Source organism: Flavobacterium zepuense, assembly GCF_007097145.1.
GTDB classification, from domain to species: Bacteria; Bacteroidota; Bacteroidia; order Flavobacteriales; family Flavobacteriaceae; genus Flavobacterium; species Flavobacterium zepuense.
This window is the reverse complement of the sequence record NZ_VJVZ01000003.1, coordinates 90,350-102,950: the sequence shown is the minus strand read 5'-3', so window position 1 is coordinate 102,950 and position 12,601 is coordinate 90,350. Positions and strand designations below refer to the sequence as shown.

Sequence of the window (12,601 nt, the reverse complement as noted above, 5' to 3'; positions counted from 1 at the left end):
GCATTAATTAGAAAGGCAATTTATAATCTTTGACAGTTTTTCACCCTGGTCGGCAGTAAGTGTATAGTCTTTGGTAAATTTTTTAATTGCACCGTTTTCAGTATCAGTATACTCTATAGAAACTTTTTTTATTTTTTTGGATTTTAAAACTCCCAATTCTTTACCGGTGTTCATTTGTTCTCCTAAAAAACAGGAAAAGTTACCTTTACAATCCAGTTCGCCCATGTGCTTAAGAACAAGTTTTGTGCCATCGGTAAATTCTAAATTCAACGGCGCATTTTTATTAATACAAATAGCTATGCGCTCTATCCTGCCAAAATTTAATATTAATGAGCTCGAACCCTTAATGGCATCTAAAGATACGCCCGTTTTAGCGGAAGCATCATCAAATAGCTTGATAGGCTCCTTTGCCGATGTCATTGTTTTACCGCCGGTGTATGTTTTTGTTTCAGTTAATAAGTTGCAGTCGCCATCGGCATACGCCCACGTTCCGTTACTGTTTAAAACTACTTTTTTTCCATCCTTTGTGGTTGCTTCGGTTTGTGCAACAGCCGAAATTGTAGCTACAAACAATGCAGCACACAATAAAATTTTTTTCATGTTAGATTTTAGTTTATGCAACAAATATAAAATACTTATACGATAAATAATGTTATACTGGTTACTTTTACCTACTTTTCAATAATGTATCGCATTAAATTTACCGTATAAAGCTATATTAAAACTGAAGTTTTAAGTACTTTTGCAGGAATTTAAAATGAACACATCCGTATACTCATGGATAAAATAATTTCTTTCTTTTCCTCCACACGTTTAATGGCCGTTCTTTTCCTTGTTTTTGCAGCATCTATGGGAATAGGCACGTTTATAGAAGATGCTTATAATACCGAAACCGCCCGTGTTTACATATACAATGCCTGGTGGTTTGAGGCTATTATGCTACTCTTTGTAATTAACTTTTTTGGTAATATAAAACGCTACCAGTTACACAAAAAAGAAAAGTGGGCTACACTACTCTTACACCTTTCTTTTATATTGATCATAGTCGGTGCTTTTGTAACCCGTTACATAAGCTTTGAAGGCATGATGCCCATTAGGGAGGGAGAGGCACAGAGTGTTTTTTATAGCGATAAGCCTTATTTAACTGTTTTTATAGATGGTGAGTACCAGGGCGAAATGCGCCGCCGTACTTTTGAGAAGCAGCTTTTGTTGGCCTCAAAAGAAACACCACTAATTGCAAGTAATCACTTTACTATTTCTAACGAGTTTAACGATATTCCGTTTGAAATTGAATATAAAGATTTTAAGCTTGGCGCTAAAGAAGTTATAAAAGAAGACCTCAACGGTGTGCAGTACATTAAAATGGTAGAGCAAACATCGGGCAAGCGCCGCGACCTTTATTTAAAAGAGGGCGAAGTGCAAAGTATTAATAATTTGTTATTTGCTTTTAATAAGCCTACTGCGGGTGCAATTAATGTTACAAAAACCGGTGATAATTATACCATTACCACACCGTTTGAAGGTAACTTTATGCGCATGGCCGACAGGATGCAGGGTGCAGTTGTCAAAGATTCTGTACAGCCTTTAATGTTCCGTTCGCTTTACAACCTTCAGGGTGCTATGTTCGTGTTTCCTGAGCGTGCTATAAAAGGTAGTGTAGCGTATGAAGGCAGTAAGGATTTTAAAACCAAAGAAGATGCCGCACTTACAGTTACTGTAAAATCTGAAGGTAAAGAAAAAGAGGTTACCTTATTAGGTGGCTGGCAAAAAATGGGCGTACCGGTATCGTTTAAACAGGGTAAGCTTGAATATACCCTAATGTATGGCAGTAAAACCTATGAGCTGCCATTCGCAATTCGCCTAAACGATTTTATAGCCAACCGTTACCCCGGTATGCAGGGGCAGGCAGGAGGATATTCTTCTTTTGAAAGTACGGTTACTGTAGAAGATAAACAAGAAAAAAACACCATAAATACCCGTATTTACATGAACCATGTACTGGATTACAGGGGCTACCGCTTTTTCCAGTCGGGTTTTGATGAAGATGAAAAAGGTACTAAATTATCTGTAAACCACGATTTTTGGGGTACGTGGATATCATACTCCGGGTACTTCTTATTATACTTTGGCCTGATGGCAATATTATTTGATAAAAATACCCGCTTTGGCGACCTCAAAGAAAAACTTGAAAAGGTTAAGAAAAAGAAAGCTGCGTTAACAACGATACTGCTTTTATTTTTTACCATAAGCGGTTTTGCCCAGGAGCATAACCACGAAGGCCACGATCATGCAGGGCATAATCACGAGGCACATGAAGAGGAAGTTTCTCACGAGCACCTTCGCCAAAAGCCTACACAAAAGCAATTGGATAGCGTTATCGAAGCTTTTAAAGTTAGCCCTGAGCATGCTGCAAAATTTAGCCGTATTGTAATTCAGGATTTTGGGGGCAGGATGAAACCGGCTAACACCTTTGCGTCGGAATTGCTGCGTAAAGTAAGCCAAAGCGAGTCATATAAAGATATGAATGCCGATCAGGTATTCCTTTCTATGGCTATGCTGGGTGAGGTGTGGTATGATGTACCTATTATATATTTAAACCGTAAGAATGACAGTATTAGAAAAATTGCCGGACTTGAAAAAGGTACTAAGTTTGCTGCCATGTCCGACTTTTTTGATGCGCGTGGCAATTACAAACTGGCCCGTTTGCTTGAGGAAGCCAACAGGGAAAAGGTTCAAAACCAGTTTCAGGTAGATTTTATAGACCTTGATAAGCGCATTAACCTGCTTAACCTTGCCATATCCGGACAGGTATTAAAAGTACTTCCTATACCTAATGATGAAGGAAACAAATGGGTTTCTTTCCCTGAGGCTGCCGATGGTAATATTAAAGGATTAGACAGTATAATAAATATAGTACCCATTTATTTTGGATCATTAGGCAAAGCTACACAAACCACAGACTACAAACTGGCTGATGACATGCTTGACGGATTAACCAAATACCAAAAGAGATTTGGTGCGAATGTAATGCCTTCAGATGATAAGATTGATGCAGAGCTGCTTTATAATAAGTATGATATCTTTAAAAAACTATATTCTTGGTATTTATATGCAGGGCTTTTAATGTTCCTGTTTGTTATCATAAAAATATTTAATGATCGTAAAAGTATCGCGTTAACGGTTAAGTTTTTTCACGGTGTTATATTTCTGCTTTTTATACTGCACACCTTAGGGTTGGCGGTACGCTGGTACGTATCGGGCCATGCCCCCTGGAGTAATGCTTTTGAGTCGGTTATATACGTGGCATGGGCAACCATGTTCTTTGGTTTAGCTTTTGGGCGAAAATCAGAGCTTACCGTTGCATCTACAGCTTTTGTAGTATTTATGGTGCTTATGGTGGCGCACTGGAGCTGGACCGACCCTGAGATTGCTAACCTTGTACCGGTACTTAACTCGTATTGGTTAATGATACACGTTGCGGTAATTGTGGGTTGCTATGGGCCGTTTACATTGGGTATGATATTAGGGTTAGTGTCACTTATACTTATGTTATTTACTAACAAAAACAACAAGGTAAAGATGGATCTTACCATCAAAGAAATTACCTATATAAATGAAATGGCCTTAACCGTGGGGCTTGTAATGCTTGCCATAGGTAACTTTTTAGGTGGGCAGTGGGCAAATGAAAGCTGGGGCCGTTATTGGGGCTGGGATCCTAAAGAAACATGGGCGATGGTAAGTATTATGGTATACGCTTTTGTAATACATATGCGTTTTGTACCGGCTTTACGCGGTGCCTGGATTTTCAATTTCTTTAGTGTTCTGGCATTTGCATCTATATTAATGACGTATTTTGGTGTAAACTTTTACCTTACCGGCCTGCACTCTTATGCAAGCGGAGAGATACGTACCCCAATGTACTTTTTTTACATGGCTGTAGGTGTTATTTTATTGGGTGCACTTGCTTATATGCAGTATAATAAACATTTAAAAAAGCAAAGCATCAAAAAATAAATTTTTAGTACATTTATATAAAAATATAGAAATGAGAAAATTTGCATTATTAGCCTGCGGGCTAATGCTTATGGTAAGCTGCCAAAATCAGGCACAAACTAAACCCGTTGCCTCCAAATCTGATAATAAAAAAGCGATGGCTAAAGAAACAATCTACCAGTTTAAAGTTAAAGACCTTTACGGCGAGGAGTTTGACTTTGCCTCATTAAAAGGTAAAAAAGTAATTGTTGTAAATACCGCCTCTAAATGCGGGCTTACTCCGCAATACAAAGACCTTGAGGCGCTGTATAAACAATATAAAGATAAAGGCCTTGTAATTGTAGGTTTCCCGGCAAATAACTTTGCAGAGCAGGAGCCGGGCACAAGTAAAGAAATTGCTACATTTTGCCAGCAAAACTACGGCGTGTCTTTCCCTATGATGGATAAGATCTCTGTAAAGGGCAGTGATATGGCGCCCTTGTATAAATTCTTAACAGAAAAAAGCAAGAATGGCTTAGAGGACAGCGAAGTGCAATGGAATTTCCAGAAATACCTTATTAACGAAAAAGGTGAACTTGTAAAAGTTATTGCCCCTAAAACCCTGGTTACAGAGCCTGAGGTTTTAGACTGGGTTAAATCGTAATAACAAAATATATCATACAAAACTGCTGTTGTTACATGTGTAGCGGCAGCAGTTTTTTGTTGAATTTTTTAGAATACTTTAAATGAAAAGAATAGCAGTTTTTTGCGGATCGAGTTTTGGGACTGATAAATTATTTGAAGAGCAGGCTTATTTGTTAGGCAAAACATTAGCCAAAAGAAATATGGGAATTGTTTATGGCGGCGCTAATGTAGGCCTTATGGGAGCCCTGGCCGATGGTGCTTTGCAAAACGGTGGCGAAGTTATTGGCGTATTGCCTCATTTTTTGAGGGATAAAGAAATTGCGCACCAAGGGCTTAACGAATTGATTTTGGTAGAAAGCATGCACGAGCGCAAAACTAAAATGAACGACCTGTGCGACGGCGTGATTGCCCTGCCCGGTGGCTTTGGCACCTTTGAAGAGTTTTTTGAAATGCTAACCTGGGGTCAGCTGGGGCTGCACAAAAAGCCAATGGCTTTGCTAAACATTGATGGCTTTTATGATGCCTTGCTGCAAATGGCAGATATTATGGTAAGTAAAGGTTTCCTTAAAGAGATTAACAGGCAAATGTTATTATCAGGCAATACAATAGATGACGTGCTTCAAAAAATGGATAATTATCAGGCACCGGAAACCGGTAAATGGATAAATAAAGAAACACTTTAAGACGAGCGTTTATAAACCTCTTGTTCTGAATTAAGTTCGTACCCATTTAGCAAAATTTTATAAGCTTTTGTTATGCTTATTCTTACGGTAGTGGTAAATTTGTAGTAGTAAAATTTACTGCACTGCTCAATATATAATATAAGAATATACTTAATGATTTATCCTAAAATACCTTTAGCGCAAAGCATTATACAAATATGCCTTGCTAAAGGAATTACTGATATTGTAATATCTCCCGGGTCGCGCAACGCACCACTTACTATAGGCTTTGCCAATAATGAGGGTTTTACATGTTACAGTATTGCCGATGAGCGCTGCGCTGCATTTTTTGCCGTGGGTATGGCGCAGCAGCTTCAAAAACCGGCGGCTATAGTTTGTACGTCGGGTTCGGCATTGCTTAATTATTATCCGGCTGTAGCCGAAGCATTTTACAGCCAGATACCCCTAATTGTTATTTCTGCCGACAGGCCGCACGATAAAATAGATATTGGTGATGGGCAAACCATCCGCCAGGAAAATGTATTTGCCAATCATATTGTATATAGTGCTAATTTACTGGAAGATGCCTCTGCAGAGAACGATACGTTAATAAATAATGCAATTGCCATATCTAAAATAAAAAGAGGCCCGGTGCATATTAACGCGCCATTTGAAGAGCCGTTGTATGAAACGGTAGATCAGTGTTCTGTTGGGGTTGAAGTACATTACTCGCCCATTGAAGAAACATTATTTGATGGCGAAATATCTGAATACGTGGAGCGATGGAATGTGGCTAAAAAGAAACTGGTGTTAGTAGGGGTAAATTATCCTAACAGTATAGAAGAAGCTATTATTGCGCAACTGGCGGCCGACCCATCGGTTGTAGTAATGACCGAAACTACGTCTAACCTGCACCATCCTTCATTTTTAAATAATATTGATACTATTATTACTCCGTTTACAGAACAGGATTTTGAGGCATATCGCCCGGAAATACTGCTTACTTTTGGCGGAATGGTGGTTTCTAAACGTATTAAAGCATTTCTTAGAAAGTATAAGCCGCAAATGCACTGGCATATCGATTCGCTTAGGGCCTACGATACCTTTGGGGCACTCAGCAGGCATATTGAAGCCGAACCGAACACCTTTTTAAAAGAATTTTTGCCGCAAACCCTCCCTGTTGATAGCGATTATAATAAAATAGCACAGGAGCTTAAGGCATTCAGGAAAGAAAAGCACGATGCCTACCTTGCCAAGATTCCGTTTTCCGACTTTAAAGCTTTTGAACTGATATTGCCTGCATTGCCGGATAATTCGCAATTGCAGATAAGCAATAGTTCGCCTATACGCTATGCGCAGCTGTTTGATATTAAGCCTTCTATTGAGGTGTTTTGTAACCGCGGCACCAGTGGCATAGATGGTTGTACATCTACAGCCATAGGTGCTGCACTGGCAAGCCAGAAAGAAACGGTGCTTATTACCGGCGATGTTAGCTTTTTATACGATAGCAATGCGTTGTGGAATAATTATATATCTAAAGACTTTAAAATTATTCTTATAAATAACGCAGGTGGGGGTATCTTCAGGATATTGCCGGGCCATGCCGAAACGCCAGTGTTTAATACTTTCTTTGAAACCACACATAAATTAACAGCAGAGCATTTAGCTAAAATGTATGGTTTTGAGTACAGTACTGCATCAGATGAAGCAGGTTTGCAATCAGCTTTAGAGGTATTTATGGGCAAGTCTGATAAACCTAAAATTTTAGAAGTATTTACCCCAATGCTGGAAAACGATAAGATATTGCTGCAATATTTTAAGGAGTTGGTGTAACCTCTGGCATAAAACAGAATTGCACCGGCATAATACTTTAATCTTCGTACCTTTACCGCTTCAACAACTATAGAATGATCGAATTAGGAAAATATAATACCCTAACCATAGCGAGGGATACCCAGGTAGGGCTTTATTTAACCGATGGCAAAGATGATATACTTTTGCCAAACAAATATGTACCCGAAGAATTTGAGGTAGGCGACGAGCTTACTGTTTTTGTGTACCTTGACCAGGAAGAACGCCCTGTAGCCACTACGCTGGAACCCTATATTTACCTTAATGAGTTTGCGCTGCTTCGCGTAAGCTATACCAATAAATTTGGCGCTTTTATGAACTGGGGCCTTGAAAAAGATCTTTTTGTACCTTTTAGGGAGCAGGCGCGCCCTATGGATAGCGGCAAACGTTACCTTGTACACATGCACCTTGATGAAAAATCGGGCAGGCTTGTAGGATCGAGCAAGCTGAACCAGTTTCTTACTAACGAAGAGCTAATGGTAGAAGTAGGTGAGGAAGTAGACTTGATAGTATCGCACATTACAGATCTTGGTATTAACGTGATTATAAACGAGCAACACAAAGGGCTCATGTATCTTAATGAGGTGTATGACGACCTGCGTACAGGCGACAGGATTAAAGGATATATTAAGGCTATAAGGCCCGATAATAAAATTGATGTAACCCTGCAAAAACCCGGATTTGAAGGTATTGAGCCCAATGCTGAGAAGATACTTGACGAGCTAAGGGCAAGCCGCGGCTTTTTACGTTTAAATGATGACAGCCATCCTGAAGATATAAAGACTGTGCTGAAAATGAGCAAAAAGAGCTTTAAGAAAGCTATTGGTACACTTTATAAGCAAAAGCTTATAGAAATTAAAGAAGACGGTATTTATTTAGTAAAATCCTAAGTTGGCATATTTTCTAAATAAATAAAAGTTAACGATATTTGCTTTTTAATCTACTAAAACAATGATGAATAAAAATACTGTCCTGGGCTGGGCTACTTTTATAATGATACTTATGGGGCTACTGCTTGTATGCTTGGGAGCTTTTAGGTATGATGATATTGCAGGCTATGGTTTTGGAGCTGTAGGCTTGGGTTTTTTTGCTATTGCCTGGGTTTTTAATGCGTTAAAAGGCCGCGTATAATTCGATTAAATTATCAATAAAATATAAATATTAAGAAATGTCAGACGATAAGAAAGTAATATTTTCAATGTCTAAGCTGGGTAAAACTTATCCCGGCGCTAACAAACCGGTACTAAAGGATATTTACCTTAGCTTTTTTTACGGAGCTAAAATTGGTATTCTTGGTTTAAATGGTTCGGGTAAATCATCATTGTTAAAAATAATTGCCGGGCAGGATAAAAACTACCAGGGCGATGTGGTTTTTGCACCGGGCTATACAGTGGGCTACCTTGAACAGGACCCTATTTTAGATGAAACTAAAACTGTAATTGAAATAGTGCGCGAAGGTGTGGCTGAGACAGTTGCGCTTTTGGAAGAATTCAATAAAATAAACGACAGCTTTGGCGATCCTGAGGTGTATGAAGATGCCGATAAGATGGAAAAACTAATGGACCGCCAGGCGGTGCTTCAGGACCAGATAGATGCATCGGGCGCTTGGGAGCTTGATACTAAGCTGGAAATCGCAATGGATGCGCTACGAACACCAGAGCCGGATACCCCTATAAATGTGCTTTCGGGTGGAGAGAAAAGGCGTGTGGCTTTATGCCGCCTGCTTTTGCAACAGCCGGATGTATTGCTATTGGATGAGCCTACCAACCACCTTGATGCGGAAAGTGTACTGTGGTTAGAACAGCATTTACAGCACTACGCAGGTACCGTAATAGCCGTAACCCACGACCGTTATTTTCTTGATAACGTTGCAGGCTGGATCCTTGAATTAGACAGGGGAGAAGGTATTCCGTGGAAAGGTAACTACTCTTCATGGCTTGACCAGAAATCTAAGCGTATGGAGCAGGAAGAGAAAACAGCTTCTAAGCGCCGTAAAACATTAGAGCGCGAGCTTGACTGGGTTAGGCAAGGGGCTAAAGGCCGCCAGACCAAACAAAAAGCGCGTTTACAAAACTATGATAGGTTATTAAACGAAGACCAGAAAGAACTTGACGAAAAACTGGAAATTTACATACCTAACGGGCCAAGGCTTGGTACTAATGTAATTGAGGCCAAAGGCGTTGCTAAAGGTTTTGGCGACAGGCTATTGTATGAAGACCTTAACTTTACGCTTCCCCAGGCAGGTATAGTAGGTATAATCGGGCCAAACGGTGCCGGTAAAACTACCATCTTTAAAATGATCATGGGTGAGCAAACGCCGGATAAAGGTGAATTTGCTGTGGGTGAAACCGTTAAGATTGCCTATGTAGATCAAAGCCACTCTAACATCGACCCTGAAAAAACCATTTGGGAAAACTTCTGTGATGGTCAGGAGCTTATCATGATGGGTGGCAGGCAGGTTAACTCCCGCGCATACCTTAGCCGTTTTAACTTTAGCGGCAGCGACCAGAATAAAAAGGTGGCTACACTATCGGGTGGTGAGCGTAACAGGCTTCACTTAGCCATAACGCTGAAAGAAGAAGGTAACGTATTACTACTGGATGAGCCTACTAACGACCTTGATATTAATACTCTGCGAGCACTTGAAGAAGGTTTGGATAACTTTGCAGGCTGCGCAGTAGTAATATCTCACGACAGGTGGTTCCTGGATAGGGTTTGTACCCACATACTTGCTTTTGAAGGAAACTCTGAAGTTTACTTTTTTGAAGGAAGCTTCTCTGAATATGAAGAAAATAAGAAGAAACGCCTTGGTGGTGATTTAACGCCTAAGCGCATTAAGTATAAAAAACTTATAAGAAACTAAATACTAAAATCCCACGCATTGCGTGGGATTTTGATTTTTATAAGCATTTATATTATAATTTAAGATATACAAATAAAGCTTGTAGGAGTAAATTAAGCGGTATCATCCACCAAAGCCATTGCAGGGTATTGGCCTCAAATATATCCCATTCAAGCTAAAATCTTTTACACTTTCCAGGGCCTGTAAATTCTGTATATGCTTTTCTATCTATCCTTACTGCTTACTAAAACAAAAATGTAACCGATTTAAAAAATAAAACCCCGCAATGCGGGGTTAATATTTTGTATGTTCAATATCTTTTTAGAAGCGGAAACGTATACCTAACGCGATATCTGGGCCGAAGTTATCACCCCTGTAATCGTCGTTAAAATAAAGCTCCGGCCTAAAATCTAATGATAGTTGTAATGGAATATCAAAATTATATTCAATACCTAAATCACCTGCTGCAAATAAGAATGTACCATTATCATCGCCATCAAAATCGCCCGGGCCTTTGTAATCGTAGCTCCATGTACCAACACCGCCACCTACACCTGCATACCAGTTAAAACCGCCTTCAATATTCCAAACCCATTGGTATAGGGCAGCAAGTTTAAAAGCATCATAATCGTTAGACTGACGCCATCCTAAGTCAAGCTCAAGCCTGTTGTCAGATGAAAATTTACGTTGGTAAGAAAGCTCTCCACCAAAACCGTCGTTGTCTCCAAGACGTAGTCCTAATGCATTTCTTTCCTGTGCCTGTGAGCTAAATGCTAATCCTATTAGCAGAAAAGCAGATAAAATAAGTTTTTTCATAATGGTGTTACTTTAGTTGTTTTATTGAAGCAAAGATATAAGCAACTTTTTTGTAGGAATATCATTATGTTAAACTTTTAACAGTTATCATTTTGTTAAAAATATTACTGCACACTGTAGGTATCTAATATTTCCTGCTGTGTTTGTGTACCCGATGATGGCAGGCCAAACATACTTGTAAACTGGCTGGCAAATAGTGCCGACACCTGATATTGAAATGTTGTGTTTACATGCACCATACCAATGTCTTTAGCGTAGTATTGCGATGATATCGCAACGTCCTGTGCAGGTAGCAATGTTATGGTAGAACCCTCAAAACTTACACCTATAGAAAGGTTTAGTTTTGTTTCCACTCGTTTAACATCGGTATAGGTTTCTCCACCTATTGTATAACTTTCAAGATTTTCTTTTGCAGTTGTAGCAAGTGAGTAAGTAAAAGTAAGTGGTAACTCATTATATACCTGTTCAAAACTGCCGCTGACATTGCCCAGCTCGCTATTTACCGATGCACCTGCATCAAGTATTACAAGGTTAGTTACCGGAATATTTATTGGGAACTCTTCAATAAAGTTAACTGCTGTAGTGCCCGTAAGCATTAGCTTGCCTCCATCGTTACGAACACCGCCGTTAGCAGATAACGCTGCCGAGAAAAATCCGTATGCTAACGACCCTGTTTTAAATTTTGTATACGTTGTGCCGCTTATTACAGTATCGTTTGCTACATATAGCGAGTCCCTGCCTGTTTGAAATGAACCGGGAACATCATATACCCAATAATTACCTGTATTTAAAGGTAAATAAACATCGGCAGATGCTGCAGGGTTGTTACCACTGTCGTCATCAGAACACGAAACCATAAAAGTACTGACCGCTAATAATAGGTAAAAAGCTTTCTTCATGTGTTGAGTTAGTTTAAGTTAGGTTGCTAATATAACTCAACATTTTTAAAGTACCTTATTTTCCGTTAAAAATCAACGTAGCAACAAGCTGTTCGCCCATTAAGGCATTTTTTAACGATTCGCCTATAAGGGCAGTATCCAAGTTAAACGTTTCTTCTTCTTCAACTTTTAAGGTATCGTCGTGTCGGTAAAGTTTCCAGCTCTTTTTATTGTATTCAAGAGCCGTTAGGTTTTCTATCCAGTCGCCGGAGTTAAGGTAGGTAACTTTACCTTTTTTGTTTTCTTTTACCTCTAATTTCGGCTCATGAATATGGCCACATATTACGTAGTCGTAGTTATTTTCAATAGCAAGATCGGCAGCAGTAGTTTCAAAGTCAGATATAAACTTAACAGCTTTTTTAACACTCGCCTTAATTTTTTTAGAAAGGGAGTAAGGTTCGCGGCCCAATTTTACTAATATGTAATTTATAAAACGGTTTAATAATATAAGGTAGTCATAACCTATACCGCCCAGTTTAGCGATCCACTTAGCATGGTGTACAGAGTTATCAAAAATATCACCGTGAAAAAACCATGCTTTTTTACCGTCAAGTTCCAATACCACTTTATCTACTATAGAAAAATTTCCCATAGAGGTGTCGCTAAATTTACGTAGCATCTCGTCATGGTTGCCGGTAATGTAGTATACCTTAGTGCCCTTTGCAGCAAAATCAAGCATTTTTTTAACCACTTTTAAATGTGACTTAGGGAAATAGGATTTCCTGAATTGCCATATATCTATAATATCGCCATTAAGGACAAGGATTTTAGGCTTAATTGCAGAGAGATAGGCTAAAAGTTCTTTAGCATGGCAGCCGTAGGTACCCAAATGAACATCAGAAAGTACTACAAGGTCTACTATCCTTTTTTTCATA

11 protein-coding genes are annotated in these 12,601 nt (G+C 39.2%); 7 read left to right on the top strand and 4 right to left on the bottom strand.

The genetic code is table 11. The features are described 5' to 3' along the window. Window positions 1–3 precede the first annotated feature (3 nt). Window positions 4–600, bottom strand: a complete 597-nt coding sequence (locus tag FMM05_RS05730; protein WP_143372386.1) for a hypothetical protein — start codon at window positions 598–600, stop codon at window positions 4–6. 177 nt (window positions 601–777) lie between these two features. Here FMM05_RS05730 and ccsA point away from each other — a divergent pair, with 177 nt between their 5' ends. From ccsA to ettA, 7 genes are all read left to right on the top strand, one after another. Beyond that, window positions 778–4,014, top strand: a complete 3,237-nt coding sequence (gene ccsA / locus FMM05_RS05725) for a cytochrome c biogenesis protein CcsA (protein WP_185965515.1) — start codon at window positions 778–780, stop codon at window positions 4,012–4,014. A 31-nt stretch (window positions 4,015–4,045) separates the two neighbouring features. Further along, the gene (locus FMM05_RS05720; RefSeq protein ID WP_143372385.1) at window positions 4,046–4,636 is read left to right on the top strand and encodes a glutathione peroxidase; all 591 of its coding nucleotides are present in this window, start codon (window positions 4,046–4,048) and stop codon (window positions 4,634–4,636) included. 82 nt (window positions 4,637–4,718) lie between these two features. Further along, on the top strand, window positions 4,719–5,300 hold the full coding sequence (locus FMM05_RS05715) for an LOG family protein (RefSeq protein WP_143372384.1): 582 nt from the start codon (window positions 4,719–4,721) through the stop codon (window positions 5,298–5,300). A gap of 153 nt (window positions 5,301–5,453) precedes the next feature. Next, complete coding sequence (gene menD / locus FMM05_RS05710; RefSeq protein ID WP_143372383.1) at window positions 5,454–7,112, top strand: 2-succinyl-5-enolpyruvyl-6-hydroxy-3-cyclohexene-1-carboxylic-acid synthase; 1,659 nt, start codon at window positions 5,454–5,456, stop codon at window positions 7,110–7,112. Window positions 7,113–7,186: 74 nt separating this feature from the next. Next, complete coding sequence (locus FMM05_RS05705) at window positions 7,187–8,020, top strand: CvfB family protein (protein ID WP_143372382.1); 834 nt, start codon at window positions 7,187–7,189, stop codon at window positions 8,018–8,020. A 64-nt stretch (window positions 8,021–8,084) separates the two neighbouring features. Beyond that, entirely contained in the window at window positions 8,085–8,261 is a 177-nt protein-coding gene (locus tag FMM05_RS05700; protein ID WP_235894372.1) for a CAL67264 family membrane protein, read from the top strand. Window positions 8,262–8,298: 37 nt separating this feature from the next. Further along, window positions 8,299–9,993, top strand: a complete 1,695-nt coding sequence (gene ettA, locus FMM05_RS05695) for an energy-dependent translational throttle protein EttA (protein WP_143372380.1) — start codon at window positions 8,299–8,301, stop codon at window positions 9,991–9,993. A gap of 300 nt (window positions 9,994–10,293) precedes the next feature. Here ettA and FMM05_RS05690 read toward each other — a convergent pair whose 3' ends face one another. The 3 genes from FMM05_RS05690 to FMM05_RS05680 all read right to left on the bottom strand — a co-directional run bounded on the left by FMM05_RS05690 (window position 10,294) and on the right by FMM05_RS05680 (window position 12,600). Then, complete coding sequence (locus tag FMM05_RS05690) at window positions 10,294–10,788, bottom strand: porin family protein (protein WP_143372379.1); 495 nt, start codon at window positions 10,786–10,788, stop codon at window positions 10,294–10,296. Window positions 10,789–10,892: 104 nt separating this feature from the next. After that, on the bottom strand, window positions 10,893–11,687 hold the full coding sequence (locus tag FMM05_RS05685; RefSeq protein ID WP_143372378.1) for a hypothetical protein: 795 nt from the start codon (window positions 11,685–11,687) through the stop codon (window positions 10,893–10,895). Between the two features lie 55 nt (window positions 11,688–11,742). Beyond that, window positions 11,743–12,600, bottom strand: a complete 858-nt coding sequence (locus FMM05_RS05680) for a UDP-2,3-diacylglucosamine diphosphatase (RefSeq protein ID WP_143372377.1) — start codon at window positions 12,598–12,600, stop codon at window positions 11,743–11,745. Window position 12,601: the final 1 nt, after the last annotated feature.

What these genes read in the sequence shown, in the direction of transcription:
- FMM05_RS05730 (WP_143372386.1), bottom strand. Translation starts at nt 600, where the DNA reads ATGAAAAAAATTTTATTGTGTGCTGCATTGTTTGTAGCTACAATTTCG.
- ccsA (WP_185965515.1), top strand. Translation starts at nt 778, where the DNA reads ATGGATAAAATAATTTCTTTCTTTTCCTCCACACGTTTAATGGCCGTT.
- FMM05_RS05720 (WP_143372385.1), top strand. Translation starts at nt 4,046, where the DNA reads ATGAGAAAATTTGCATTATTAGCCTGCGGGCTAATGCTTATGGTAAGC.
- FMM05_RS05715 (WP_143372384.1), top strand. Translation starts at nt 4,719, where the DNA reads ATGAAAAGAATAGCAGTTTTTTGCGGATCGAGTTTTGGGACTGATAAA.
- menD (WP_143372383.1), top strand. Translation starts at nt 5,454, where the DNA reads ATGATTTATCCTAAAATACCTTTAGCGCAAAGCATTATACAAATATGC.
- FMM05_RS05705 (WP_143372382.1), top strand. Translation starts at nt 7,187, where the DNA reads ATGATCGAATTAGGAAAATATAATACCCTAACCATAGCGAGGGATACC.
- FMM05_RS05700 (WP_235894372.1), top strand. Translation starts at nt 8,085, where the DNA reads ATGAATAAAAATACTGTCCTGGGCTGGGCTACTTTTATAATGATACTT.
- ettA (WP_143372380.1), top strand. Translation starts at nt 8,299, where the DNA reads ATGTCAGACGATAAGAAAGTAATATTTTCAATGTCTAAGCTGGGTAAA.
- FMM05_RS05690 (WP_143372379.1), bottom strand. Translation starts at nt 10,788, where the DNA reads ATGAAAAAACTTATTTTATCTGCTTTTCTGCTAATAGGATTAGCATTT.
- FMM05_RS05685 (WP_143372378.1), bottom strand. Translation starts at nt 11,687, where the DNA reads ATGAAGAAAGCTTTTTACCTATTATTAGCGGTCAGTACTTTTATGGTT.
- FMM05_RS05680 (WP_143372377.1), bottom strand. Translation starts at nt 12,600, where the DNA reads ATGAAAAAAAGGATAGTAGACCTTGTAGTACTTTCTGATGTTCATTTG.